General features: G+C 56.9%; 25 protein-coding genes. 5 read left to right on the top strand and 20 right to left on the bottom strand.

The genetic code is table 11. From position 1 onward, the window contains the following. Positions 1–140: 140 nt before the first annotated feature. Positions 141–2,702: a DNA mismatch repair protein MutS gene (gene mutS, locus GKAS_RS05845; RefSeq protein ID WP_035892599.1), complete on the bottom strand. Its 2,562-nt coding sequence runs from the start codon at positions 2,700–2,702 to the stop codon at positions 141–143. Positions 2,703–3,005: 303 nt separating this feature from the next. Here mutS and yedE point away from each other — a divergent pair, with 303 nt between their 5' ends. Together yedE and yedF are read left to right on the top strand one after the other, a co-directional pair. After that, entirely contained in the window at positions 3,006–4,217 is a 1,212-nt protein-coding gene (gene yedE / locus GKAS_RS05840; protein ID WP_035892597.1) for a selenium metabolism membrane protein YedE/FdhT, read from the top strand. Then, on the top strand, positions 4,214–4,447 hold the full coding sequence (gene yedF / locus GKAS_RS05835) for a sulfurtransferase-like selenium metabolism protein YedF (protein ID WP_035892595.1): 234 nt from the start codon (positions 4,214–4,216) through the stop codon (positions 4,445–4,447). Before yedE ends, yedF begins: the two co-directional genes overlap by 4 nt. Before the next feature lie 36 nt (positions 4,448–4,483). Here yedF and tnaB read toward each other — a convergent pair whose 3' ends face one another. The 9 genes from tnaB to hemP all read right to left on the bottom strand — a co-directional run bounded on the left by tnaB (position 4,484) and on the right by hemP (position 13,779). Beyond that, a complete protein-coding gene (tnaB, locus tag GKAS_RS05830; RefSeq protein ID WP_035892594.1) occupies positions 4,484–5,731 on the bottom strand; it encodes a low affinity tryptophan permease TnaB in 1,248 nt (415 codons plus the stop codon). Between the two features lie 117 nt (positions 5,732–5,848). Next, positions 5,849–7,264, bottom strand: coding sequence for a tryptophanase (gene tnaA, locus GKAS_RS05825; RefSeq protein ID WP_035892593.1), 1,416 nt, complete (start codon positions 7,262–7,264; stop codon positions 5,849–5,851). A gap of 255 nt (positions 7,265–7,519) precedes the next feature. After that, positions 7,520–7,597, bottom strand: a complete 78-nt coding sequence (gene tnaC, locus GKAS_RS25505; protein ID WP_072011356.1) for a tryptophanase leader peptide — start codon at positions 7,595–7,597, stop codon at positions 7,520–7,522. Positions 7,598–7,795: 198 nt separating this feature from the next. Beyond that, the gene (locus GKAS_RS05820) at positions 7,796–8,575 is read right to left on the bottom strand and encodes a heme ABC transporter ATP-binding protein (protein ID WP_035892592.1); all 780 of its coding nucleotides are present in this window, start codon (positions 8,573–8,575) and stop codon (positions 7,796–7,798) included. Then, complete coding sequence (locus GKAS_RS05815) at positions 8,568–9,563, bottom strand: FecCD family ABC transporter permease (protein ID WP_035892591.1); 996 nt, start codon at positions 9,561–9,563, stop codon at positions 8,568–8,570. The genes GKAS_RS05820 and GKAS_RS05815 overlap by 8 nt, the downstream gene beginning before the upstream one ends. Continuing rightward, positions 9,563–10,384: a heme/hemin ABC transporter substrate-binding protein gene (locus GKAS_RS05810; RefSeq protein WP_035892590.1), complete on the bottom strand. Its 822-nt coding sequence runs from the start codon at positions 10,382–10,384 to the stop codon at positions 9,563–9,565. Before GKAS_RS05810 ends, GKAS_RS05815 begins: the two co-directional genes overlap by 1 nt. Then, positions 10,381–11,409: a hematinate-forming heme oxygenase ChuS gene (gene chuS, locus GKAS_RS05805; protein ID WP_035892589.1), complete on the bottom strand. Its 1,029-nt coding sequence runs from the start codon at positions 11,407–11,409 to the stop codon at positions 10,381–10,383. Before chuS ends, GKAS_RS05810 begins: the two co-directional genes overlap by 4 nt. A 48-nt stretch (positions 11,410–11,457) precedes the next feature. Further along, positions 11,458–13,443 (bottom strand): TonB-dependent hemoglobin/transferrin/lactoferrin family receptor, encoded by a 1,986-nt coding sequence (locus tag GKAS_RS05800; protein WP_035892588.1) that lies wholly within the window; start codon positions 13,441–13,443, stop codon positions 11,458–11,460. An 81-nt stretch (positions 13,444–13,524) separates the two neighbouring features. Next, complete coding sequence (hemP, locus tag GKAS_RS05795) at positions 13,525–13,779, bottom strand: hemin uptake protein HemP (protein ID WP_373995147.1); 255 nt, start codon at positions 13,777–13,779, stop codon at positions 13,525–13,527. 115 nt (positions 13,780–13,894) lie between these two features. On the opposite strand from hemP, the gene GKAS_RS05790 reads away from it, so the two are divergent. Both GKAS_RS05790 and GKAS_RS05785 read left to right on the top strand, forming a co-directional pair. Beyond that, the gene (locus tag GKAS_RS05790; protein ID WP_035892586.1) at positions 13,895–14,182 is read left to right on the top strand and encodes an Rdx family protein; all 288 of its coding nucleotides are present in this window, start codon (positions 13,895–13,897) and stop codon (positions 14,180–14,182) included. Between the two features lie 64 nt (positions 14,183–14,246). Next, positions 14,247–14,591: a nitrous oxide-stimulated promoter family protein gene (locus GKAS_RS05785; RefSeq protein ID WP_035892585.1), complete on the top strand. Its 345-nt coding sequence runs from the start codon at positions 14,247–14,249 to the stop codon at positions 14,589–14,591. Here GKAS_RS05785 and GKAS_RS05780 read toward each other — a convergent pair whose 3' ends face one another. Further along, a complete protein-coding gene (locus GKAS_RS05780; protein WP_051910727.1) occupies positions 14,592–15,413 on the bottom strand; it encodes a helix-turn-helix transcriptional regulator in 822 nt (273 codons plus the stop codon). Positions 15,414–15,574: 161 nt separating this feature from the next. On the opposite strand from GKAS_RS05780, the gene GKAS_RS05775 reads away from it, so the two are divergent. After that, positions 15,575–16,342 carry a phytanoyl-CoA dioxygenase family protein gene (locus tag GKAS_RS05775; protein ID WP_035892584.1) on the top strand — a complete coding sequence of 256 codons (768 nt, stop codon included), beginning with the start codon at positions 15,575–15,577 and terminating at the stop codon, positions 16,340–16,342. Between the two features lie 97 nt (positions 16,343–16,439). On the opposite strand, the gene GKAS_RS05770 is transcribed toward GKAS_RS05775, so the two are convergent. From GKAS_RS05770 to hypB, 9 genes are all read right to left on the bottom strand, one after another. Continuing rightward, positions 16,440–17,315 carry a [formate-C-acetyltransferase]-activating enzyme gene (locus GKAS_RS05770; protein ID WP_035892583.1) on the bottom strand — a complete coding sequence of 292 codons (876 nt, stop codon included), beginning with the start codon at positions 17,313–17,315 and terminating at the stop codon, positions 16,440–16,442. Continuing rightward, positions 17,281–19,578: a formate C-acetyltransferase gene (locus GKAS_RS05765; protein ID WP_035892582.1), complete on the bottom strand. Its 2,298-nt coding sequence runs from the start codon at positions 19,576–19,578 to the stop codon at positions 17,281–17,283. The genes GKAS_RS05770 and GKAS_RS05765 overlap by 35 nt, the downstream gene beginning before the upstream one ends. A 225-nt stretch (positions 19,579–19,803) precedes the next feature. Then, a complete protein-coding gene (locus GKAS_RS05760) occupies positions 19,804–20,739 on the bottom strand; it encodes an alpha/beta hydrolase (protein ID WP_035892580.1) in 936 nt (311 codons plus the stop codon). Between the two features lie 164 nt (positions 20,740–20,903). After that, complete coding sequence (locus tag GKAS_RS05755; RefSeq protein ID WP_035892579.1) at positions 20,904–21,332, bottom strand: TOBE domain-containing protein; 429 nt, start codon at positions 21,330–21,332, stop codon at positions 20,904–20,906. A 56-nt stretch (positions 21,333–21,388) separates the two neighbouring features. Beyond that, entirely contained in the window at positions 21,389–23,473 is a 2,085-nt protein-coding gene (flhA, locus tag GKAS_RS05750; RefSeq protein ID WP_035892578.1) for a formate hydrogenlyase transcriptional activator FlhA, read from the bottom strand. A gap of 76 nt (positions 23,474–23,549) precedes the next feature. Continuing rightward, positions 23,550–24,560 carry a hydrogenase expression/formation protein HypE gene (gene hypE / locus GKAS_RS05745; RefSeq protein WP_035892577.1) on the bottom strand — a complete coding sequence of 337 codons (1,011 nt, stop codon included), beginning with the start codon at positions 24,558–24,560 and terminating at the stop codon, positions 23,550–23,552. Continuing rightward, on the bottom strand, positions 24,557–25,678 hold the full coding sequence (gene hypD / locus GKAS_RS05740; RefSeq protein ID WP_035892576.1) for a hydrogenase formation protein HypD: 1,122 nt from the start codon (positions 25,676–25,678) through the stop codon (positions 24,557–24,559). Before hypD ends, hypE begins: the two co-directional genes overlap by 4 nt. Next, positions 25,678–25,950, bottom strand: coding sequence for a HypC/HybG/HupF family hydrogenase formation chaperone (locus tag GKAS_RS05735; RefSeq protein WP_035892574.1), 273 nt, complete (start codon positions 25,948–25,950; stop codon positions 25,678–25,680). The genes hypD and GKAS_RS05735 overlap by 1 nt, the downstream gene beginning before the upstream one ends. Further along, positions 25,941–26,813: a hydrogenase nickel incorporation protein HypB gene (gene hypB, locus GKAS_RS05730; RefSeq protein ID WP_035892573.1), complete on the bottom strand. Its 873-nt coding sequence runs from the start codon at positions 26,811–26,813 to the stop codon at positions 25,941–25,943. Before hypB ends, GKAS_RS05735 begins: the two co-directional genes overlap by 10 nt.

The raw sequence follows: 26,813 nt of genomic DNA, 5'->3' as shown, positions 1-26,813 counted from the left end.
TCTGAAGTTTGTAGTCCTTAAAAGCCCTTGCCGTACTGGTAAGGCTTTTTTTCATTTGACGTATGAGTACATTTTTATTTTTCGATAAATACGACGGCTATAAATGCGCCACTTCAGCATAAGCGAAGCGGCGCAGATAATTACACCATTCCTTTCAGACGATAAATCCACTCCAGCGCCTGACGTGGGCTCAACGAGTCCGGGTCCAGACCTTCCAGCGCTTCTACCGCCGGGGAAGCTTCTTCCGGTGCCGACAGCAGCGACATCTGTGTCCCATCTACCTGCGTCGCCGCCGCGTTTGGTGAGATGCTTTCCAGCTCGCGCAGCTTCTGACGCGCGCGCTTGATAACCTCTTTCGGCACGCCCGCTAGCTGCGCTACCGCCAGACCATAGCTCTTGCTGGCCGCACCGTCCTGCACGCTGTGCATAAAGGCGATGGTATCGCCGTGCTCCAGCGCGTCCAGATGCACGTTCGCCACGCCTTCCATTTTCTCCGGCAGTTGGGTTAACTCGAAGTAGTGGGTTGCAAACAGCGTTAACGCCTTGATCTTATTCGCCAGATTTTCCGCACAGGCCCATGCTAATGACAGGCCGTCGTAGGTAGACGTACCGCGGCCAATTTCATCCATCAGCACCAGGCTGTTTTCGGTGGCGTTATGCAGAATATTGGCCGTTTCGGTCATCTCCACCATAAAGGTTGAGCGACCGGAGGCCAGGTCATCCGCCGCGCCCACGCGGGTGAAGATACGGTCGATAGGGCCAATCTCCACGCTCTGCGCCGGAACGTAGCTGCCGATATAGGCCAGCAGCGCAATCAGCGCCGTTTGACGCATATAGGTACTTTTACCGCCCATGTTCGGGCCGGTAATGATCAGCATTCGACGCTGTGGCGACAGAGTCAGCGGGTTGGCGATAAACGGCTCGTTCAGCACCTGCTCCACCACCGGATGGCGGCCTTCGATAATCCGGATGCCGGGCTTATCGATAAACGTTGGGCAGGTGTAGTTGAGCGCATAGGCACGTTCCGCGAGGTTCACCAGCACGTCCAGCTCCGCCAGCGCGCTGGCGCTCTGCTGAAGGTCTGCGAGGTGAGGTAGCAGCAGATCGAACAGCTCGTCATAAAGCTGTTTTTCCAGCGCCAGCGCCTTGCCTTTTGAGGTCAGAACTTTATCTTCGTACTCTTTCAGCTCAGGAATAATGTAGCGTTCGGCGTTTTTCAGCGTCTGGCGGCGCACGTAGTTGATAGGCGCCATATGGCTCTGACCGCGGCTAATCTGAATGTAATAACCGTGGACGGCGTTATACCCTACTTTCAGCGTGTCGAGCCCGGTACGCTCGCGCTCGCGAATTTCCAGGCGGTCGAGGTAGTCGGTAGCGCCATCGGCCAGCGCGCGCCACTCGTCGAGCTCTTCATGATAGCCTGGGGCAATCACGCCGCCATCGCGCACCAGCACCGGCGGTGCATCAATAATCGCCCGCTCCAGCAATTCGCGTAGCTCGGCAAATTCGCCCATTTTCTCACGCAGCATCTGTACCGGCACGCTGTCGACGCTTTCCAGTTGGGCACGCAGTTCCGGCAACTGCTGGAAGGCGTGGCGCATACGGGCGAGGTCGCGTGGACGTGCGGTACGCAGCGCCAGACGCGCAAGTATACGTTCGAGGTCGCCCACCTGACGCAGCACCGGCTGTAAGTCTGCGGTGGCATCCTGCAAGGCGCCGATGGTCTGTTGGCGCTCGGTCAGTACTTTGGTATCGCGCACCGGCATATGCAGCCAGCGCTTAAGCATACGGCTGCCCATCGGCGTGACGGTGCAGTCGAGCACGGAGGCGAGGGTGTTTTCCAGCCCGCCCGCCAGATTCTGGGTGATCTCCAGGTTACGGCGTGTGGCGGCATCCATAATGATGCTGTCCTGCTGGCGATCCATGGTGATGGAGCGAATGTGCGGCAGCGAGGTACGCTGGGTGTCCTTCACGTATTGCAGCAGGCAGCCCGCGGCGCAAAGCCCGCGCGGCGCGCCTTCAACGCCAAAGCCGACCAGGTCGCGGGTACCAAACTGCAGGTTCAGCTGCTGGCGCGCGGTGTCGATTTCGAACTCCCACAGCGGGCGACGACGCAGGCCTCGGCGGCCTTCAATCAGCGCCATCTCGGCAAAATCTTCGGCGTATAGCAGCTCGGCTGGGTTAGTACGTTGCAGCTCGGCAGCCATGGTTTCGCGGTCGGCTGGTTCGCTGATGCGAAAACGCCCGGAACTGATATCCAGCGTGGCGTAGCCATAGCCTTTGCTGTCCTGCCAGACGGCGGCAAGGAGGTTGTCCTGGCGCTCCTGCAGCAACGCTTCATCGCTGATGGTGCCCGGCGTAACGATACGCACAACTTTACGCTCGACCGGACCTTTGCTGGTGGCTGGGTCGCCAATCTGTTCGCAAATGGCGACGGACTCGCCCTGATTCACCAGCTTAGCGAGGTAGTTTTCGACCGCGTGGTGCGGGATGCCCGCCATCGGGATAGGTTCACCGGCAGAAGCGCCGCGCTTGGTCAGCGAAATGTCGAGCAACTGCGATGCGCGTTTCGCATCGTCATAAAACATCTCGTAAAAGTCGCCCATGCGGTAAAACAGCAGGATCTCGGGATGCTGCGCTTTCAGCTTCAGATACTGCTGCATCATCGGCGTATGTGCGTCGAAATTGTCGATTGTACTCATCCGTTTGTGATGTCCATTTTCTAAAATTTTACTGAGTGCGTTATGTGTTCGGACTCATCTGATGCCGTGGATCTCATGAAATCCGGCCTGTTTTTTCATGAGTACGTAGGGTGCATGATAACGGAGTCTGGAGGGCAGGAAAACAGAAGAGGGAGCGTCGTCCTGAAATGGTGCTATCTGCAAATTGATCTCACCGACCTTTTGCGACGGTTGTCATTATCATGAAAGCGATAGCCGCTATAATCCCCGCCTCTTGTGCGGCTCTTCGCACATGACTCCTTCTGAGTTCAGAGGCTAACATCGATGACATGGCAACAATTTAAACATACCTTTCTGATTAAATTCTGGTCCCCGGTTCCTGCGGTAATCGCGGCCGGTATTCTCTCTACTTATTATTTTGGCATCACCGGCACCTTCTGGGCTGTGACGGGCGAGTTCACGCGTTGGGGCGGGCAATTGCTGCAGCTTGCTGGCGTACATACCGAGACCTGGGGCTATTACAAGCTGATTGGCCTCGACGGTACGCCGCTGACCCGTATCGACGGCATGATGATTATCGGCATGTTCGGCGGCTGTTTTGCCGCGGCGCTGTGGGCCAATAACGTCAAGCTGCGCCTGCCGAAAAGCCGCATTCGAATTTTGCAGGCGATTGTCGGCGGGATTATTGCTGGTTTTGGCGCACGTCTGGCGATGGGTTGTAACCTCGCGGCTTTCTTCACGGGCATTCCACAGTTCTCACTTCACGCCTGGTTCTTCGCGCTGGCGACGGCCATTGGCTCCTGGTTTGGCGCACGCTTCACGCTGCTGCCTATCTTCAGAATTCCGGTGAAAATGGTCAAAGTTTCGGCGGCATCGCCGCTGACGCAGCGTCCAGACCAGGCGCGTCGTCGTTTCCGTCTGGGTATGCTGGTGTTTATTGGCATGGTCGGCTGGGCGTTGCTGACGGCGGCGGGCAGCCCTAAGCTGGGGCTGGCGATGCTGTTCGGCGTGGGCTTTGGTCTGCTGATTGAACGGGCGCAAATCTGCTTTACCTCGGCGTTCCGCGACCTGTGGATCACCGGGCGCACGCAAATGGCGAAGGCCATTATCTTCGGTATGGCGGTAAGCGCCATCGGCATCTTCAGCTATGTGCAGCTTGGCGTGGCGCCGAAAATCATGTGGGCTGGCCCGAATGCGGTGATTGGCGGTCTGCTGTTCGGCTTCGGCATTGTGCTGGCCGGCGGTTGTGAAACCGGCTGGATGTATCGTGCCGTCGAAGGGCAGGTGCACTACTGGTGGGTGGGGCTTGGCAACGTGATTGGCTCAACCATTCTGGCCTACTTCTGGGACGATATCTCCCCGTCGCTCGCCACAAGCTGGGACAAAGTGAATCTGCTGACCACCTTTGGTCCGCTGGGCGGTCTGCTGGTGACCTACGGCCTGCTGCTGATTGCGCTGCTGTTAATTCTTGGCTGGGAAAAACGGTTCTTCCGTCGTAACGCTTCCGCCACAATTACTGCGAAGGAGAGTGTATGAAAACGATCGTCCCGGATTATCGTCTGGACATGGTGGGTGAACCTTGCCCGTACCCGGCGGTGGCGACGCTTGAGGCGATGCCGCAGTTAAAGAAAGGCGAAATACTGGAAGTGGTGAGCGACTGCCCGCAGTCGATTAATAACATCCCGGTGGATGCGCGCAACCACGGCTACACCGTGCTCGACATCCAGCAGGATGGGCCAACCATCCGCTATTTAATCCAGAAGTAACCTGCCGCCCTCGCCGTCCGGCGAGGGCGTATTGCTTTATCCAAATCTCGGTAGCAGGTTCAGCGTACTGCCGAACCAGCACAGAATCACCATGACCCCAAACAGGATAACCACCACCGGAATGGCCTTGCCGCCCCAGACGGTAAAGGTTTTCTCCGGGAAGCGTTCGCGCGATTTCAACGCCAGGAACGCGGGTACAATAACGGCCCAAACGGTCGCGCACAGCCCCGCGCCGCCGATGGCGTAAATAAAGCCGTTCGGGAAGATGAGGTACAGTGCCGCCGGGGGGAGGAAGGTGAGCAGCAACGTCTTAAAGCGGCCCCACGGGGTGTTGCCCATTTTGAACAGATCTGCCAGGTAATCAAACAGCCCGAGGGTCACGCCGAAGAAGGAGCTGGCGACCGCGAGGTTAGAGAAGATAAGCAGGAAGAACTCAATCACGCCGCGTTGGTTGGTCCCTAAGAAGGATTTCACTAGCGCATCCACATTCCCGCCCGAAGCAATAATCTCTTTAAAGCTGCTGCGGTGGATATTGCCCATCGTGCAGTAGAGCCAGAACAGATAGATAACCAGCGCTAACAGCGAACCGTAGACGATACTTTTAATGAGTTTGTCTTTACGTTTGCCGTAGCAGATTATCAGGCTGGGAATGTTGCCATGAAAACCAAACGACGCCAGGCATACCGGCACCGCCATCAGAATATAGGGGAGGTAGGTACTGTTCGCTTCCGGTGCCGCAATATCGCGAAGAATGGTGTAGTCGACCTGAAAGAAGAAGGAGCCAAAGACCACCACGAAGGCGATAATTTTAATGCCGAGGAAAAAGGAGGTGATACGGCTAGCCGCAAGGGAGCTAACCCACAGCACGCTGGCGACAAACACTGCGCTACAGATACCGACGATACGTGGATTAACATGCGTTCCGGCGTTGATGCTGATGGTTTCGCTGATGATCGCCCCGTTGGCCGAGATATAGGCATAGGTCAGGATATACAGAACGAAGGCAACGGTAATACCGCTGACCACATTCCACTTATTACCGATTAAATCTTTAGTGATGGTATTAAAACTGGAACCTACGGGATAATTAAGATTAGCCTCTAAAAGTAGTAACCCGGAATGCAACATAGAAAACCAGGAAATAATTAAAATAAATGCACCCCAGAAAAACCATGCCCCAGCAAGGTCAACCGGTAATGCAAACATTCCGCCACCGATGACGGTGCCGGCAATAACCATAATTCCCCAGAAGGAGGAATGTTTTGTATTCGACGCTTCTTCCATGGCCTTCCCTTATTGATAACGTTTACGTTTCTGCTGTCGTCAGAAATAATCAATGATGCCAGGTGCCAGAATCTCCAATGGCTATATCAGTGATATAGCCATTGGAATCGGTGGGAATTAAACTTCTTTCAGTTTTGCGGTGAAGTGTCGTAATACTTTCGGTTCGTAGGTAAAGGTTAAGCCTTTAATATTTGGTGCATTCTCCTTCACGTGTTCAAAGGCTTCAATAATGAAGTCCATATGCGTTTGGGTGTAGGTGGCGCGTGGAATGGTTAAGCGCAGTAGCTCTGCCGGGCAAGGGAGCTGCTTGCCGGTTTTCGGATCACGTCCTAGCAGGAAGGAGCCGATCTCAACGGCGCGAATACCGGCGACTTTATACAGTTCACAGGCCAGCGCCTGCGCCGGGAACTGCTCGGCTGGGATGTGCGGTAGCAGCTTACCGGCATCGACAAACGCCGCGTGCCCACCCGCCTGTTGGCAGGTAACGCCGATAGCCTCCAGCCCGTCGACCAGATACTGAATCTGCTTAATACGGTAGGAGAGCCAGTCCTGGTTCATCCCGTCGGTCAGGCCAACGGCCAGACGTTCCATCGCCCCGCCTTCGAGGCCGCCGTAGGTTGGGAAACCTTCCTGCACCACGCACAGCGTGCGGCATTCGGTGTAAACATCGAAGAAACCATCATCTTTGATACACAGCAGGCCGCCCATCGGCACCATCGCATCTTTTTTCGCCGACATCGCCAGCATATCGGCATATTTGTAGGTTTCGCGGGTGATCTCTTCAATGCTCCAGTCGTGATATCCCGGTTCGCGCTGTTGAATAAACCAGGCATTTTCCGCGAAGCGCGCGGAGTCCATCACCACCGGAATGTCATATTTCTTCGCGATGGCATACATCGCTTTCAGGTTCGCCATGGATACCGGTTGGCCGCCCGCGGAGTTACAGGTGATGGTAGCGACAATATAAGGAACGTTATTGGGGCCGACCTCTTCAATGCCGTTTTCCAACCCCTGCAAATCGAAATCGCCCTTAAAATCATTACGTGCAGAGGTATCAAATGCCTCTTTAATATAAACGTTGCGCACAGTGCAGCCGTTAATCTGGCTATGGCCTTGAGTGGTATCAAAGAAATAGTTGGAGAAGGCGACCATTTTGCAGCGGTCCAGCCCTTTTTCCTGCTCGCGCTTTTTAATTAATACCGGAATATAGATTTGCTCTGCGCCGCGTCCCTGGTGGGTGGGAATCGTATACTGGTAGCCGAAAATCTCTTTAACGGCATGGCATAGCGCGTAGTAGCTGCGGCTGCCGCTATAGGCTTCATCGCCGCGCAGCATGGCAGCCTGCATATTTTGCGTGACGGCGCCGGTGCCGCTGTCGGTCAACAGGTCAATAAAAACATCTTCGCTGTCGAGCAGAAACGGGTTCATGCCCGAAGCAACAATCGCATTTTCACGGTGTTCCCGGGTGGTGCGTTTTACCGGCTCGATAACGCGAATACGGAAAGGTTCTGGCAGATGTTTAAAGTTATTCATGGCGTAATCCTTAATCCTTTTTTAGACACACTCGTCCCGCAGGTTATTCATTTATGATGAAAACCATTTTCTGGGCGCAATACGAATACCTTGACCAGATAACGTTATATAGCGACAAGTCCCGCTCGCGGAATGTTAAAAATGCGTGCGGTACATCGCTGCTATTAAACAGTTATCTTGAGATAGGTATGTGATATCAGAAACAGAATTCAGGCTTCTGTTTGCAATGATATGGACGCGAAGTCGTATGAGGGGCTAAGGACGGTGATTGACAATAACGTTGTCAATATTAAACCATTTTGAGGTGTTATACGTTCTATTGTGGAAGTTCATAATGTATGCTCTCCATTAGACACGAATATACATTATTAGATTTAACTTATTTGTCTATTGGCGTTTTATTCAATTGTGAATTTGGTCACGAATGCGTATATCTCATTATCAATAATGGGTGTTTAGCCTGCACTTAATAAATAAAGCAATAATGACCTACGTGAGTAATAAAGCGGGCGTGAAGCCACGCCCGCTTTATTAAGGTGTCAGATAAATCTGCGGTACCGCCGCTTCCGGGTGCTGGCACATCGCAATTTCCGCGCCGTACCAGCGGTGAATCACCGATTGCTGAATCACTTCCTGCGGTGTGCCCTGCGCTACAAGTTTTCCCTGATGCAGCAGCAGTATCGAGTCGGCCCACAGCGCGGCGAGATTGAGGTCGTGCAGCACGATACAAACATGCAGTTTGCCGCGTCGGGTCAGCTTTTTCAGCAGTCGCAGCAGGTGCTGTTGGTAGTAAAGATCCAGCGCCGAGGTGGGCTCATCCAGAAACAGCCAGCCCTGCGGGCCATCTTCACCCCATAGCTGCGCGAGGCTTCTTGCTAGCTGTACGCGCTGCTGCTCGCCACCGGAAAGCGCCGGATAAAGTCGGCCTGCCAGATGCGTACAGCCGGTTTCGGCCATCACCCGCGCAATCAGCGCCGGGTCAACCTGCGTTCCCCACGGCGCACGTCCCATTGCAATCACCGTTTCCACCGGCCAGTTGGCGTTAAGCTGCGTGCGCTGCAGCATCACCGCGCGACGGCGGGAAAGGGCGGAGGCAGACCAGGCGCTCAGCGCCTTGCCCTCGATATGCTGCTCGCCGCTGTCGGCGGATAAAAAGCCGGTCAGCAGCCGAAGTAACGTCGATTTTCCTGCGCCGTTAGGGCCAATCAGCGCGGTCACTTCGCCGGGCTGTAGTGCCAGCGAGATATTATCAATTACCAGGCGTTTGCCGAGTTTCAGCGATAGCGAGCGCGCAATGTACTGGTTATCCACGCATCCCCCTTTCCTGACGGAAAATAAGCCACAGGAACCACGGCGCGCCGAGCAGGCTAGTCAGCAGACCGACTGGCATTTCGGCGGGCGCGGCGATGGTACGGGCGAGGGTGTCGGCAATCAGCAGTAAAATGGCGCCAGCCAGCAGCGAGCCGGGGATAAGCCCCCGGTGATCCGGCCCCAGCCACATCCGCATCAGATGCGGCACCACCAGCCCGATAAAACCAATGACGCCGCTGATCGCCACCGCAGCGGCCACCAGCACCGCGCTGCACAGCAGTAGCAGCCGTTGCAATACCCGCACGTTAACGCCGAGGTAGTGCGCCTCTTCATCACCCAACTGGAGCAGGTTCAGGCGTGCCGCCGTCCACCAGACTACCAGCGAAGCAGGAATAATCAGCGTGGCGGCAACCAGCAGCGTCGGCCACTCGGCCTGCCCCAGGCTGCCCATTCCCCAGAGTGACATCTGGCGAAGCTGCGTGTCGTTGCTTATCCATGACAGCATGCCCACCAGCGCACCGCACAGGGCGTTAATCGCAATCCCAACCAGCAGCAGGCGGGAGAGCGAACCGTCTCCCGCCTTACTCAGGACAAAAATCACCGCCATCACGGCCAGGCTGCCGATAAACGCCGCCAGCATTGGCGCATACAGGGCCACCAGCGCCGGTACCGAAATGGGTAGCACTACCCAGAAAGACACTGCCAGCGCCGCGCCGCTGCTGATCCCGAGCAGGCCCGGGTCCGCCAGCGGGTTACGAAACAGCCCCTGCATCACGCAGCCGGAGAGCGCCAGCGCGCTGCCAACCAGTAGCGCCAGCAGGACGCGGGGCAGGCGGATGGTGAGCCAGATATGACGCAGCACTTCATCGCCCGACGGCCAGATGCTCGCCAGCGGTAGGCGCATGGCGCCGAGTGTGGTGGCAAACAGCGTCAGGGCAACGAGTAGCAGCACCATCAGCCACAGTTGGCGTGAGGCGGTGACGTTCATCAGTGCAGTTGCTCCGCTTTCTGGCGCAGCTGTTGCAGCGCCTGCGGCGTACGCGGGCCGAAGCCCAGCAGTGCCATATCGTCAATCACCAGCACCTGCTTATTGCGCCCGGCAGGCGTTTGCGCCAGCCCCGGCAGCTTCCACAGCGCGGCTTCACCGCCCATGCCTTTCAGACCATCAGCGGAGATAACCACCAGATCCGGCAGGCTGGCTATGACCCCTTCCTGCGACATGGTGCGGTAGTGGTCGAAGCCCTGCATGGCGTTTTGCAAGCCTGCCAGCTTGATAGCACCGTCGGCCGCCGTTTGCTGACCGGCCACCAGCGCGCCGGAACCGCCGTGGCTCAGGATAAACAGCACGCGCTTGTTCAGCGGTTGAGACGGGATGTTGGCCATCTCGTCATGCAACGTTTTGCGCAGCGCATCACCCTGTGGCTGTTTACCCAGCGCGTCGGCAATGACCTTTACCTTGCTGTCCATCGCGGCGGCATCGTAACCGCCCGGCACGTTCACCACCTTCACCTTGCTGCCTTCTACTTTTTGCAGCACCAGCGAAGGCTGTGCCTGGCTGCTGGCGAGTACCAGCGTCGGGCGCAGTGAAAGAATGCCCTCGGTGCTCAGTTGGCGAAGGTAGCCGACATCCGGTAAAGCGGCCGCCTCTGGCGGCCACTGACTGGTGCTGTCGCGTGCGACAAGCGCCGACTTCGCCCCAAGTGCGTAGACAATCTCGGTGACGTCGCCGCCGAGCGTAACGAGTCTCTCCTGAGCAGCCGAAAAGGCCATCAGAGGAAATGCGGCAATCAGGGCAAGCAGGCATCTCATGCAGGCTGTCCTTCTGCTGTCAGCGCATTAATCTGCGCGCGCCACTGAGCCTGTTCTGGTTCACCTTCTGTACGCTGACCAAAAAGCTGGGCAATTTGCGTGCCGTCCTTCGCGAACAGTTCCAGGCTGGTGACGTGGCCGTCAGCGGTGGGTTTACGCGTGACCCAGGTTTCAGCGATATGCTCTTCCATCAGATGGAGAGTGAAGGTTGGGTTAAAGATGTTCAGCCAGCCCTTCATCGGCACGACCTTTTCAATGGTGCCGGTAAAGATTTGCACGCAGCCGGTATTTCCCACGAACACCATAATTTCGTTGGCGTCCTGATTTGCTGCTTCCAGAATCTGAGAAAGCGCATTGTTTGGCACTTTGCAGGCGAGATCGTCACCCACGAGCTCAAAGGCCTGCTGACGGCTCAGGTTATGGCGTTTCATCAGTAAGAAGAACTGGTGGACGTCGGTCATGGCGCGCCATTCCCGATCGACGGTCTGCGCGTCGGCCGTTACGGTGGTGCTGGTGGTTTCTTTGGCTTTCAGCACGAGTGGTGTATTTTCATCAACGATGAAACGCTGCAATACCGCTTCCCAGGCAGCGGTGTCAGTGTTGTCGGTTGCGTAGACTTTAAGCAAGGCATCGCCCTGATGGTCAAAGAACTGGATGCTCTGACGTTCGCCGCGGGCGGTATTCTCCTTGATGAAGAAGACGCTTGCCCACTGATTCAGGAACAGACGTAAATCGAGCGCGCGTGGGTTTAGCACTAACCCGGCATGGCCGCTCAACTGTTGATTGGTAAAAGCACCCACCTGCTCGTGTACGGCATATTCGTTACGGCAGATGCATTTGGTTTCGCCAACCGCTTCCAGCGCGGTCAGAATATCGCGAATTTCCCCGTTCAGTCGTTTGGCATCATGACCAACGCGAGCAAAGGTCAGCTCGGCTTCGCTGATGTTCATTAAACCTGCGATGTCGCGGGCGTATTTGCCTGGGTTTTGTTCTTTTAGCTCAAGCCAGCGAGTGTAGTGGTTCATTGTCTCTTCCTTCCAGATAATGGCCCGGCCAAATGCCGGGCCGAATTGTTACCATTGATAGCTTACGAAAAGTTTGCCGCTGCGGCCGTCCTGCGGGATCCCCTGCGGTGACCAGTACTCTTTATCAAAGGCGTTACCCAGCACCAGCGTGGTGGTCATGCCTTTCAGCGCTTGCTGACCTTGGTAGCTAACGTAGAAGTCGTTCACCGCGTAGCCTGGCTGTTTGCTATAAGAGCTGCTGATGTGCGTTGAGCGATCGGCAAACGTACCAATCCAGCCGACGGAGAAACCGCTGTGAGCAACCGGAATATCCAGCTTGCTGGTGACGGTATCCGGGTTGATGCTGGAGATATACTCGCCGGTATCCGTATCTTTACCGCGGGTGCGGTTATAGGCGACGTCGAGGCTGAACAGGTCAGCGGTATATTTGGTCATCACGTCCCAGCCCCAGATTTTGGCGTTAGGAACGTTATAGGACATGGTGGTCGCCGCGGCAAAATCGACGGTCGTGGAGATGTAGTCTTTCGCTTTGGTATCGAAGTAGCTGGCTTTAAATTCCAGTGCGTCGTTGGAGAGCATCAGGTTGTCAAAGCGTAAGCCGAACCCGTATTCCTGGGTTTCGTTCGTTTCCGGGCGAAGATTTGGGTTTGGTACCCAGTAGTTGGTGTAGAAACTGCCAATCGAGAAGTGCTTCTCGTCATTGTACATTTCACCCATCGTCGGCGCCCGGAAGGCCTGAGCGTAAGAGCCAAACAGCATCAGCCAGTCGGTTGGGCTGACGGTCATGCCCGCGCGCGATGACCATTTATCGGCATCTACATCCGCGTAGCCATCGCTGCTGCCGCGATAGTTATCGTAGCGAGTACCGCCTAACAGGGTGACAGGCAGGTCTCGTAGGGTGATCTCATCCTGCAACCAGCCGGAGCTGAAGTCGATTTTCGCGTCAGGGAAGCCGGTCGCCGCACCGCTTGGGCTCTGTTCCTGACGATAGTATTCGCCACCGTAGGTCAGCAGGTTAGAAGCGAAGGAATCCGCGAACAGACGAGTACGGTTTTCTACCTTACCGCCTTTGGTGGTTTGTTCACGATATTCACTCGTTTTATCCAGATTTTCGGCGTTAATTCGTGCCTCTGACCAGTACACTTTGGCATCGGCATTCAGCCAGTCGTTACCCTGTGGCGCAATTTTGTAGGACAGCTGCGCATCACGCTGGATAGTCGAGCGGTCAACCATTGGGTTGCTGGAAGTTGAGGCTTCAATTTCCTGCGGGTTTTTCGGTTCCTGAGCTTTGTTGTTGTAATAGCGGAAGGAACCGCTCAGGGCCTGCGCTTCATCAATGGTCCAGGTTCCCTTCGCCAGCATGTTGTTGATAGATTCATCATTTGGCGCGGTTGAACCGTCGCTCTGTTTTAAGTCCCCGCGATCGCGGCTAGACCAGGAAACCAGGCCATCCAGATTATCCGTACGCCCAAACGCACTGGCGCCCATCCCCAGGCTATGGTCGCCGGTAGCCCCTGTACCAAATACGCGGAATCCGCTGTTCTGGCCTTCCATCAACAGGTCTTTGGCATCCACGGTATCGTAGGAGATTACGCCACCCAGCGCGCCGCTGCCGTACAGTTGGGCGGATGGGCCACGCACGACTTCAATACGCTTGATCAGTGCAGGATCCAGGAATGTGCTATTCAGGTGACCCGTATCCGTACCCTGACGTACGCCATCGACCAGAACCAGCACACCGCGACGGTCGTACCCGCGAAGATTAATGTCTTGCCCGTTGGTTCGACCTGTGCCGCTCAGCGTAATTCCCGGTACGCTACGCAGGAGGTCTGCGGCTGAACTGGCGGTCTGGTTTTCCGGTGCTGATGCATCAATCACGCTGACCATCATCGGCGCTTCGAAGGCGCTGCGGGCATTGCCCGTTGCGGTGACGGTAAGGGTGTCTGTTTGGGCAAAAGCCGCTGCAGGTAAGAGGCTACTAATGGCAAGCGCTAACATTGAAGGGCGCAGCGGGGCGTATTGCAGGCGTAACATAACAACTCTCCATAGGGAAATTGAAAAGCGCTTGCTGCCTGGGGATAACCTGGGTGGCTGGCGGTATTTAATAGGTTGTGTTTATTTAGTCAGAATGAGCTTTCCGGATTGCGTCTGGCGCAGCAGATAGTGTTGACCATTATGTTCAATCAAGACCCAGCCTTCTTCGCCGAGCAAAGCTTTACTCTGGATCAGCTGTTTTGAACGGGTCGGAGAAAGCGGCGCGTTTTCTTTTTTTAGTATTGCCGTAGTGTCATGCATATGGGCACATCCGCAGTGAAATGATGAATAAATGTAAATAATGCGAATGATTATCTTTAAGATAAGCGTTCTCATCAAGAACTTTTTCGTAAATCTGTGTCTAAGGTGAATTTATGCGAAAATCATCAAAATATTGCGCTACAAATCGCTATCTTGTGAATATATTTGATTAAATTGATATGGGTATAAACTGATGTCGAAGCCTGCGATTGTTATTACCTACTGCTCCCAGTGCAACTGGATGCTCCGTGCCAGCTGGATGGCGCAGGAATTGTTACATACTTTTAACGTTGACATTGCCTCGGTGATGCTGGTACCCGGCACCGGCGGGATTTTTACTATTACCGTTGGCGAGGTGCTCATCTGGGATCGCAAGCGCGACGAAGGTTTCCCGGATGCTGCCGAGCTAAAGCGCCGGGTACGCGACGTTTGTTTCCCGGAAAAACCGCTGGGACACGTGGATAAGCACGAAGGATAATGCGGCTGCAAAAGCGCCATTAAAAGTGTATTATTAATGCATCTTTATTGGTAAGGAACAGGCTATGGCAGGCAAACGCATCGACCGGGAAAAACGGACCATCCGCAGCATGATTGCGCTCTATCAGCAACGTTGCCCGCAGGCGCAGGATGATGCAGAGCACTATCAGGCGCTGAATGCCTATGCTGATAAACGACTGGATAAGTGCGTGTTTGGCGAGGACAAACCGGCCTGCAAGCAGTGCCCGGTACACTGCTATCAGCCCGCCAAACGCGAAGAGATGAAGCAGATTATGCGCTGGGCTGGCCCGCGTATGCTGTGGCGTCACCCGATCCTGACCCTCCGCCATCTGATTGACGACCGTCGCCCGGTGCCGGAGCTTCCGGAAAAATATCGCCCGAAGAAATAGCTACATCGTGCGGCAGTGACGGCGATATTCCGACGGCGAACGTGCCGTATGTTTACGAAAAATCCGGCAGAAGTAGTTGCTGTCCTCAAAGCCGCAGTGATGGGCTATCTCTTTGATTTTCATCTCATACCCGCGCAGTAATTTCTTCGCTAGCTCCAGTCGTACGCCGGTCAGATACTCGTTGAATCCCACCGAGCCGGACTTCTGAAACAGGTGCGACAGGTAGTTCGGCGTAATGTGGAACTTCTTCGCCACCGTCTCCCGGCTGAGCGCCTCGGCGGCGTGCTCATCGATATATTCCTGAATGGCCAGAAATAGCTCTTTGCTCTTGCTGACCGTGTCCGCCAGATGGGTGAGCTGATCGATACAGTGGCTCAGTAGCCCGCTTAGCACAATCTGCGCCGTGGGCATCACCGGGCGAATAGCCAGCTCGTTCATCGCCAGCAGCAAATATGACCCGACCCGAGGTCCGAGGCGCGCGACGTGCTGCTTACGGATCTCGACGAATTTTTTGCCGTCGAAACGTTGCAGGCTGAAGCCCAGCTTTTGTTTGCTGAACAGAATGCTAAGGGTGGTGGCCGCACCTTGCCATTGTGGGGCATTCCAACGCCCGCCGGGCAAATAGAGCGCCTGCAATGGGCCTAGCGGCGCGCTCAGGCAGCCGTCTGCAAGCTCGCCTTCCAGCACGATTTCCAGCCGGGGGAACGATACGCTCATCGCCAACTCCGGCGCGGGCTGCGAGGTTTGCGGAAACCGCACGACAAGGTCACTTTGCCGGGCAAGCAGCTGCTCCAGCACGGGGACGAGGGATTGCTCTGACATGCTCATGTCCTGGTTATTATTCTGGATTTTGAATCTCATCACACTTTATTTTGCTGTACACAAAAATCCAGTGTTGTGTAGCTATCTCATACAGAATGCCGACCGCGCGTGCAGTAACTTTTCATACATGTTGTGAAATGGTTAACAAAAGAGAGGGCGGTATGGACAAGCAAGCGGCATTCTGGCTGGAGGCGCTGGGCGCGAGCGGCGAACTGTCAGCAACGATGAAACATGAACTGGATACTCAAGGCTACACCATCGTCCACGGCGTGGCGGATGCCGACTGGCTGGCGGCGATGCGTGAACGCATTGACTATCTGGTGGAGAAGGAAGGGGAGAATCTGGCGGTGGAGCACCACCAGGAAGAGACGGCGACGCGCGTGGCGAACCTCGTTAATAAGGGCGTAGTGTGGGAAAAGGTGTGGTCGCATCCGCTGATTTTGTCGGCGTGCCGGTACATCTTTGAGGGCGAGTTTAAAATCTCCAGCCTCAACGCCCGCGAGGCGCTGTACAACGGTGGTCATCAGCCGCTGCACGCCGACTGGAAAAAACCGCGCCCGGATTTCCCGAAAGTTCACCTGGTGAATACCATCTGGGCCATCGACGATCTCTATGCTGCCAACGGCGCGCCGCGCATTATTCCGGCCACCCATCTGCGCCCAGAATTGCCGGAGGATGTGTTAGAAGATGTAGGGTTACCGCACCCGGATGAGGTGATTTTTGAAGCTCCGGCAGGCAGCGTGATGATCTACAACGCCCACGCCTGGCACGGCGGCACCACCAACCGCGAAGGCTCACGTCGTCGCGTGCTGCACGGATTGTATATCGACCGGGAGGATACCGCGCAGCAGGATCAGCGCCGCTGGTTAACGCCGGAAACGGCGAGCCGGTTGACCCCGGCGCAGAAGTGGCTGTTGGATGTGGAATAAGATACCGTGCCGGCCCCGGGGTCGGCATAAATGCTTCGCCCGGGCTACATGAGCATGTAGCCCGGCCAAGTGAAGCGCCGCCAGGAATGCTCTGCGCTCATCCCCCCATCACCACCCGATACCCCGCCTGTTCCACCATCGCCCGAATCGGCGCAATCTCTTCGGCTTCCGGCGCTTTTACCCCCGCCATTGCCCACTCACGCTCCAGCAGGGAATACTTTGGCTCGCCGTACTGATGGAACGGCAGCAGATGCACTTCCTCAACCGGTAGCGGTGCCAGAAATGCCAGAATCTGCGCGACGTTCTCGGTGCTGAGGGTGTAACCGGGGATCAGCGGCAGCCGTGGAATCACCTTAATACCTTCTGTAACCAGCAGGCGAAAGTTCTCCAGCACCCGCGGCTGGTTCATGCTCAGCACCTGGCGCGCCTGCGCACAGTCCATGATTTTGAGATCAAACAGCACTTCATCGCTGGCCTGCGCCAGCGGCAGCAGGCGGCGAGGAGAGGTATCGCCCGCGGTCTCAATAGCGGTACGAATACCCCACTGCTTGAGGCGCTGTAAAAAGCGGGTGGCGAACTCGGCCTGCATCAGTACTTCGCCGCCGGAGAGCGTCACGCCGCCGCCGGACGCGCGGAAGAACACCTCATCTTTGAGCACTTCCCGTTCGAGAGACTCCAGCGTCACGTCGCGGCCAATATGCTCCCACGCGCCCGACGGGCATTCGTCGGCATCCTGTAAACAGGTGGCGCAGTGTAGACACTTGCTCTCCCGGCGGACGGTCTCTATTTTTGGCGACATCGACTCCGGGTTGGCGCACCACGGACAAGAATGTGGGCAGCCTTTGAAGAACACCACGGTGCGGATGCCCTGACCATCGTTTAACGAATAGCGCTGGATATTGAAAATGCGCGCCGTATCGGCGCGCGTCTCAATCACCTCACAGCTGATGCGCGGTGCGGCGGATAATGTCATCCTGAATCTCCTTCGACAGCTCGACAAAGAAGGCGCTGTAGCCCGCGACGCGCACCACCAACCCGGCGAAATCCTGTGGTCGTTGCTGGGCTTCACGCAGCGTTTCGGCGTTTACCACGTTGAACTGAATATGCTGGAGCTTGAGCTTGGTAAAGGCGTGCAGGAAATCCGCCAGCTTATTAAGGCCGCTTTCCCCCTCGAGCGTCGCCGGAGTGAACTTGACGTTCAGCAGCGTGCCGTTGGAGAGCAGGTAGTTATCAAGCTTGCTCACTGATTTCAGCACCGCCGTGGGGCCCTGACCGTCCTGGCCGACCATTGGCGACAGCCCGCCGTCCGCTAGCTGTTCTCCGGCGAAACGTCCATCTGGCGTTGCGCCGACCACCGACCCTAGCGGCACGTGGGCGGAGACGGTATAGGAGCCTGGCGTAAACTGGCCGCCGCGCGGGTTGTGGTATTTTTCCACCTCTTTGCAGTAAAAACGCAGCAGATCGGCGCTGATGTTATCGACATCGTCGATGTCGTTGCCGTATTTCTCAAAGCGGTTAATCAGCCGCGCGCGAACCTTCTCGCCCTCCGGCGTGGCAAAGTTGGCCTTCAGCACCGCCAGCAGTTCGTCGAAGCTCATGCGCTGCTGGTCGAACACCATCCCTTTCAGTGCATGCAGCGAGTCGCTCAGGTTGGCGATACCAATGCCCTGCACGCCGGAGAAGTTGTAGCGCGCGCCGCCGTCGGTAATGTCTTTGCCGTTGGCGATACAGTCTTCAACAAACGAAGAGAGCAGCGGCACCGGCGCCCAGTCGCGGTGTCCGATATCGCAGATATTACTGCCTTCGACCATCAGCTTAATGTAGTGACGAATTTTGTCGCGGATGCTTGCCAGCAGGCCGTCGTAGGTGAGCTGCGGATCGCCTTCGTGCTCAAGCATGACGATTTCCATTACCTTCAGCAGGTTAAACATGGCGATGTCGTGCAAACCGTAGGTGCGGCCAGGAATCGATAGCTCGACGCAGCCAACCACCGCGTAGTCGCGGGCATCTTCCAGCGACACGCCGCGGTTGAGGAACGCCGGCACCACTACCTCATCGTTGAAGATTTGCGGAATGCCGGTGCCGAGGCGCACGGTTTCGGCAGTTTTGCGCAGGAACGGACGGTCGATCAGTTCGTTGACCCGCACGCCGAGGTTCGGCTGCGGCAGACGCACATTCTGGTAGGCATCCAGGCAGGTAAAGGAGAGGATATTCACCGCGCTGCGGCCATTCTCGGTCAGGCCGCCGAGCAGGGCGGTGTAGCCGGTCGGGAAACCTGCGAAATAGCGGGCGCTGCTGGTGGAGCGCAGCAGCACGATGTCGTTGCATTTCACCCACAATGACTCCAGCAGCTCCTGCATGAACGCCGGGTCTTCGCCGTGGTTCAACGACGCTTGCCAGAACGGCAGCATGTACTGGTCAAAGCGGCCGAGCGAGATGGAGCTGGCGTTCGACTCGTACTGCAAAATGATGTTCATGTACCAGAACAGCTGGCAGGCCTGCCAGAAGTTTTCCGGCTTCTGCCCGGCGTTATGGCGCGAGACGCTAGCGATGGTCTCCAGTTCCTGACGACGCTGCGGGTCAGGGCAACGGTTCGCCATCTCATCGGCCAGCGCGGCGTAGCGCAGGATGTGGCGCTGGGAGGCTTCCAGCAGAATCAGCACCGCCTGGTAAAAGGCGTTATCCGGCTGCTCGTGCAGGTGGGCGTGCATCTCATTAACCAGCGCGTCCAGGCCGTTATTCAGCAGGCGCGGATAGTCGATGATGATATGGCCCTGGCCTTTGTCGGTCTGGTTGACGCTGAATATCTGCGTGCTGACGGCGGCTTTCACTTCATCAGTCATCTGCGCGTTGATGAAGTCTTTCATCGAGCGCTTTTCCCAGTATGGGAACAGCTCGTTTCGGTACAGGCGCTTGTCGTCGTCACTGATATTAAAACGGTCCTGCGGGCGGGTAGGGAACTGGTCCAGTTCTTTTAGCAGCCAGTACGGGTCCATCTCCGGCGACATAATCCCGGCGCGCGGTTTGATGGTGCGGTTGCCGGCAATCAGTTCATCGTCACGAATGCTGATGGCGACGTTATCGAGAATATGAGCGGTGGCTTTGGCGCGGCGAATGATGACCGGCTCGCCGTCGGTCTGACGGTGACTTTCAGTGTAGAGGACGGCGCGCTCAAGGGAGATTTCGCGCGGGTTGGCAAAGAGGGCGTCTTTCAGGCGCTGGATACGATTAGTCATTTTGCGGGCTCCTCGGGAGATTAACCTGACGTTTCTTATGGCTTCTACGTTAGGCAAATGCGGGGCGGGGAGACAGAAGAGAATGAGGTGATTTACTGGATTATTGTGATCAAAAGGGAAAAATGAGAACTCAATTTTGTCTGGGTATTATTCCCGGCGTCGCGTTGCTCGGCCGGGCTACGAGGCGAGTGTAGCCCGGCCGAGCAACGCGACGCCGGGAGAACATCATGGCAGCGAAGCAACCCAATTCATCGCCAGCTCCGGCCATGCGGCGGCGGGCAGGCCTTTGGTTCCGCGAATGCCAAACCCGTGTTTACCTTCGGCAAACAGATGCAACTCCGTCGGCACGTTATGCGCGCGCAGGGCGTTGAACATCACCAGCGAATTATCGACCGGTACCGACGGGTCATCCACCGCGTGCATCAGGAAGGTTGGTGGTGTTTGAGCGGTGACATTCAGCTCAGGAGAGTAGTGCTTAATCTGCTCGGCGGATGGCGTGTCGCCAATTAATGCGGTGCTTGAACCGGGGTGAGCAATAGCTTTATCCATCGAAATAACCGGGTAGCCGAGCACCACAAAATCAGGACGCGCGCTCTGTTTATCGACATCATCGAGCGGTGAGTAAACCGCTTCGTCGTAGCGCGTCTCAAGGCTTGCGGCTACGTGCCCACCCGCAGAGAAGCCCATCACACCGATTTTTTGCGGATTAATATGCCACTTTGCAGCATTAGCGCGGACGGTGCGCAGTGCTCGCTGGGCGTCAGCTAATGGCGCATTGGCCCCTTCGGCATGACCATCGGCGGGCATGCGGTAGGTCATCACAAACAGCGTGTAGCCTTTGGCGTTAAACGGCGCGGCTAAATCGCTGCCTTCTTTATCCAACACCACCCGCTGATAGGAGCCACCCGGCGTCACCAGCAGCGCCACGCCGTTCGGATGCGCCGGGGCGTAGACGGTGATTTGTGGCGCGCGGATGCCGGTAACGGCGCGATCCGATAGTTTCGGATCTTTACTACGGTCCACCAGCGCGTAGGTTACCGGGCTGTTTTTAGCCCCCGGCGCTTCGCCATTGGGCCAGACGGAAAGGATGGGTAGAGCGGCAAAAGCCGCCTGCGCGGAAAATGCCAGAACAAGAGCAGCGGACAGAGGTAAGCGAATCATAGACGTCTCCACGGGGAAAACGCTTATTTATCATCCATTAAATTGTGAGAACGGGAATGTATTCACAAAATGGTGTTTCATAAATAGAGAAACGAGAAGGTGTGAGGTGGGTGTTATTCCCGGCGTCGCGTAGCCAAACTGAGCAGCGCGACGCCGGGGAAAACTTACGCGCGGGTGGCGATAAGAATCGCGGAAGCCTTGATCAGCGCAATAGCGCGGCTGCCTTTCGCCAGCTTCATCTCGCTCTGGCTTTCGTTGGTGACCACGGCAACAATCTCAAAGCCAGCGTCGGTTTTGATATGTACCGTCGCGTTTACCGCGCCTTCGGTGACCTGGGTCACTTCACCGGCAAACTGGTTGCGGGCAGAGAACTTCAGGCTACAGTCTTCGGTTGCCAGCGTTACCCACGGGGCTTTAATCAGGGCAATGGCTTCCTTCCCATTGACCAGGCCCAGCGCTTCTTTACTGCTATGGGTGACGATAGCCACCAGCTTTGCGCCGCCCGGCAGGGTCAGTTCGATTTCGTCGTTGACCGCGCCGGTTGAGACTGCGCTGATGGTGCCTGTTAATTGGTTACGTGCTGAAACTGCCATACGATACTGCCTCCATTCACTTGTTATCGAATCAGAGGTCAGTATAGCCACAGTTTTTACATTAACGAATCCTTATCAATGCCCAGACGTTTCATTCTTGAGAGCAATGTGGTGCGCTTAAGCCCCAGACGCTGCGCCGCGCCTTTCGCCCCGGCGACCACGCCGTTAGTCTCTTTCAGTACCCGGACGATCAGCTGATATTCGTCTTCGCCCTCTTTTGGCGCTTCGGCGAGCGGCGTCGGCTCCGGTGTTTCTTCGCTGGCAAAGGCCAGCTCCGGCATCGAAAGCTGCAACACGCTGCCGCGCGTCAGCAGCACCGCACGCTCAATCACGTTCTCCAGCTCACGCACGTTACCCGGCCATTCCATCTGGCTCAAGGTGCGCAGCGTTTCCGCCGGAATGCTGTCGATATTGCGCCCCAAACGACGGGCGATTTTAAAGGTGAAGGCTTTCACCAGTAGCGGAATATCTTCCGGACGCTCGCGCAGCGGCGGCAGGTGGATCGGGAAAACGTTCAGGCGGTAGTAAAGATCGCTACGGAATTCGCGATCCAGCACCATCTGCTTGAGATCGCGGTTGGTGGCGGCGATCAGACGTACGTCGGTCTGGATCAGCTTATTGCTGCCCAAGCGCTCGAACTCCTGCTCCTGCAACACGCGCAGCAGCTTCGGCTGTAGCTCCAGCGGCATATCGCCCACTTCATCGAGGAACATGGAGCTTTTATCCGCCAACTCAAAGCGGCCAATACGCTGGGCGCTGGCACCGGTGAACGCGCCGCGCTCGTGGCCGAAGAGATCGCTTTCCAGCAGACCGGCCGGCATTGCCGCGCAGTTCATCTTCACCATCCGACGGGTATTTCGTCCGCTCAGATTATGAATGGCGCGGGCAATCAACTCTTTACCGGTGCCGGTTTCGCCGAGGATCAGCACGGTGCTGTCGCTTGGTGCCACCATCTCAACCTGCTTGAGCACGTTGAACATCGCTTCGCTGCGGCCAATGATTTCGCCAAACTCACCGTCAACGTTGTTGAGCTGTTCGGTCAGGGCGAGGTTCTCGTCGACCAGGCGCTCTTTCAGACGATGAATTTCCTGATAGGCGAGGGCGTTATCGACGGCAATGGAGACGCGCTCGGCGATTTGTTTGAGCAGCTTGAGGTTGGCGGCACTAAATACTTTTTCGTCACACTGGGCAAGTTTCAACACGCCAAGCATCTTGTCGCCAGACATCAGCGGCAGCAGGCACAGCGTCTGAATTTTGTCGTCCCACATTTCAAACAGCTGGCGTTCGTACGGGGCCAGCTTGTCCTGCTCGTCGAGGTTAAGCTTGAGCATCTCTTTGCTCTTGAACACCCGCTCGGTCAGCGTGCCGGACTCGTTCACTTCGCTCTGATCGTGGACCGGATCGTTTACGTCAATATAGTGCGTCGAGTAGATGTTCAGCTTGCCTTTGCGGTTACCGCGCAGCACCACGCTGATGGCATCGATATCGAAGTAGTAGTGGATCTCTTTGGCCACCGCGCCGACCAGATCGTCCATGTCGAGACGCGACAGCACGGCGTTGGTGATAGCCACCAGAATGCGGAAGTTATCGCGCTCGCGGCACAAGAGATCGTAGTCGACGTTGTTGGTGACACGGCTTTGGATCTGCTCGGTCACCACGGCGACAATCTGCGTAAAGGTGTGCAGACGCTGGTACTCTTTTTCCGTCCACGGCTGGTCATTCTGGCGGATAAATTCACAGCCGCCGAAGATGCGCCCTTCAGCGGCCAGCGGCAGCAGGCAGTAATGGCCAAACGGCGTGTAGAGCCCGCTGTGCGCCAGCTGCGGCCAGGCTTCGAGAAACTCGCTGTAGCTACAATGCAGGGCATCCGGGCGCGAAAGCAGGCGTCTGACCGGCCCATTCGCCAGCACGTTATCGTCTTCATAGGCGATGGGGTTACCCGCTTCGCGCGTCGCGTGGTATCCCGCGCGGTAGTTTCCCGGCTGCAGCAGGATTATCGCCGCGCTGTCTGCCAGCGCAGATTGTTTTGCCAGCTGCGCCAGCGTTTCGCTGAGCGTGGCCAGATCGGGTTGTTGGAGAAGAGTCCGGGTGATATCAAACAGCCCTTGCTGTCCGAGATCGCCCATCGGTGTATACGACATGTAGCTTGCCCATAAAAGCACCGTGATCGGTGCGATAACTAATAATAATAATAAATTGCAGACCTTGAGCGGTCTGTTAACAGATTCGTGGCAGCGGTTCGGCGTGAGGAAGATCCAGCGTGCGTTTAACGCCATACAGGCCGGCAACGCGAACCCCACGACGTTCAGTGATTTCGCCAATGATAGCGGCATCGCGGCCCAGTGGATGGGCGCGCAGTGCGGCGAGCACTTCTTCGGCTGCTTCGCGGGTGACGCCAATCATCAGTTTACCCTCATTTGCGAAGTTAAGGGCGTCAAGACCCAATAATTCACATACACCGCGCACGGTATCTTTCAGCGGAATATTCTGTTCATGAATCTCAACGCCGTATCCGCTGGTGGCGGCAAATTCATGGGCTACCGCGTTCACGCCGCCGCGGGTGGCATCGCGCAGCGCCTTCACGCCAGCAATCGGGCGCAGGCTTTGGATAAGCGGGGTGAGCACCGCGCAGTCGCTTTGCAGTTCGCCATCAAGGCCTAACTGTTCGCGCAGGTTGAGGATGGTCGCGCCGTGATCGCCCAGCGTCCCGCTGACAATCAGCAGGTCACCCGGCGTAAGCGTGGCCGCGCCCCAGTGGATATCGGACGGGATAGCGCCCATCCCGGCAGTGTTGATAAACAGTTTGTCCGCCGCGCCGCGACCCACCACTTTGGTGTCGCCGGTGACGATGGCGATATCCGCCGCTTTGGCCGTTTCCGCCATGCTGTTGACCACCGCCTCCAGCGTCTCCATCGGCAGCCCTTCTTCAATGATAAAGCCGCAGGAGAGATAACGCGGCACCGCGCCGCTGACCGCCACGTCGTTGGCGGTGCCGCAAATCGCCAGCTTGCCGATATTGCCGCCGGGGAAGAACAGCGGGTCAATCACGTAGCTGTCGGTGGAGAAAGCCAGACGGTCGCCGTGGGCGGTCAGCGAAGCCAGCGACAGGCGCGCCTGATCTTCCTGCTCCGCCAGCCAGGGGTTGGCGAAGGCTTTCATAAACAGGCCATCGATAAGCTGCTGCATCGCCAGACCGCCGCTCCCGTGCGCTAACTGAATACTCTTCATGCTTCTGCCTCCTGACTACGATATTGATACCAGGCGGCGCACGCGCCTTCTGACGACACCATCAGCGCGCCGAATGCGCTCTGCGGGTTGCAGGTGGCGCCAAACAGCGGGCACTGATGCGGTTTGCAACGGCCGGTCAGCACGTCGCCGCAGCGGGCGCGCGGGTCATCGCAGACGCGCTGTGGCTGCGGTTTGAAGTGCGCTTCCGCGTCAAAACATTGATAGTCCGGCGTCAACTGCACGCCGGAGTCGTTAATTAACCCAAGGCCGCGCCATTCGCTGTCGCCTTTGACCGCAAACACCTCAGCAATGGCGTTCTGCGCAAGCTTGTTGCCGTCATCCGGCACCACGCGACGGTACTGGTTTTCGACACAAGGCGCTGCGGCAATTTTTTGCTCCACCAGCATGTTCACGCCTTGCAACAGGTCGACCGGCTCAAAGCCCGCCACCACCAGCGGACGCTGGTAATCGCTGGCGATAAAGCCATAGGCGTGCGTGCCGATGACCATGCTGACGTGGCCCGGCGCAAGAAACGCATCGATACCGTTGTCCGGCTGGTCGAGCAGACTGCGCAGGGTAGGAATAAGGGTAATATGCTGGCAGAAAAAGAAGAAGTTGCTGACCTTCTGCGCCTTCGCCTGTTGCAAGGTGATGGCGGTGGTCGGCATGGTGGTTTCAAAGCCTAAGCCAAAGAACACCACTTTGCGATCCGGGTTCTGCTGCGCCAGCTTAAGGGCGTCCATCGGTGAATAGACGATACGGATATCCGCGCCGCGCGATTTTGCCTGCATCAGCGAGCCGTTTTTCCCCGGTACGCGCATGGCGTCGCCGAAGGTGCAGAAAATCACCTCTTGATGGCTGGCGATTTCAATACAGGTGTCGATGCGTCCCATCGGCAGTACGCACACCGGGCAGCCTGGCCCGTGGATAAATTCGATGTTCTCCGGCAGCAGCTGGTCGAGACCGAATTTGAAAATCGCGTGCGTATGGCCGCCGCACACTTCCATGATGCGCAGTGGGCGCTCAGCGGTATAGGCCAGATGTTGCGCCCGGTTTTTCAGGTGGGCAATCAGCTGCATCACCTGCTCGGGCGCACGGTACTCATCAACAAAACGCATTATCGTTCCTCGCCAAAGAGCAGCGCGCCAACGTCGGGCTCAACTTCAAACATATTTTCCAGCGCCGCGAGAGTATCGCGCGCCTCTTCTTCGTTGATGATGCTCATGGCAAAGCCCACGTGCACCAGCACCCACTGACCGATGCGCGACTGACCGTTTTCGTCCACCGCGCCGACCAGCGTCAGGTCGACATCGCGCTTAATGCCGCAAACGTCTACCTTCGCCTGTACGCCGTCAATGGCAGAAATTTGTCCAGGAATGCCTATGCACATCGCTGCGTCTCCAGCCAGTTCAGCCAGGTGTCCATGCCTTCACCGCTGGTGGCGGAGAGCAGGATGATTTCAATATTCGGGTTCACTTCACGCGCGCAGGCAAGGCATTTCTCAACGTCGAAATTGAGGTACGGCAGCAGGTCAACTTTGTTGAGCAGCATGACCGACGCGGCGGCAAACATATGCGGGTACTTGAGTGGCTTGTCTTCACCTTCGGTGACCGACAGCACGGCGACTTTGTGGCGTTCGCCTAAATCAAAGCTCGCCGGGCAAACCAGGTTACCAACGTTTTCGATAAACAGAATCCCGTTGTTCTCGAGCGGCAGGCGCGGGGCGGCATCGGCAATCATCTGCGCATCAAGGTGACAGCCTTTCCCGGTGTTGACCTGAATCGCCGGTGTGCCGGTGGCGCGAATGCGCGCGGCATCGTTCACCGTCTGCTGGTCGCCTTCGATAACGGCGCAGGATACGCGGTCTTTCAGGCGCATCAGGGTTTCGGTGAGCAGGGTGGTTTTACCGGAGCCGGGGCTGGAAACCAGATTCAGCACCAGCAGCTCGCGGGCGGCAAAGCGCGCGCGGTTACGGGCGGCAATCTGGTTGTTTTTATCCAGCACGTCGATTTCGACTTCCAGCATCCGGCGCTGGCTCATGCCCGGCGCGTGGGTGCCCGCTTCGCCGTGACCGTAGTGCAGGTCGCCGTTGTCGGCGGCCTGTGGTTCAAACTCTCGGGTTCTGACGCCGGTAATGGACAGCGCCGGACGGCCTGCCGGGGCGAAAGGCGCGCTGCGGAACAGCGAGTGCGGGTTACGTTCATCGCCCTCTATATAGAGGTTGCCATCGGCACAACCACAGGTGGTACACAT

Source organism: Kluyvera ascorbata ATCC 33433 (genome assembly GCF_000735365.1).
Classification (GTDB): Bacteria; Pseudomonadota; Gammaproteobacteria; order Enterobacterales; family Enterobacteriaceae; genus Kluyvera; species Kluyvera ascorbata.
The sequence above is the reverse complement of the archived record's forward strand: the minus strand, read 5'-3'. Positions and strand labels throughout refer to the sequence as shown.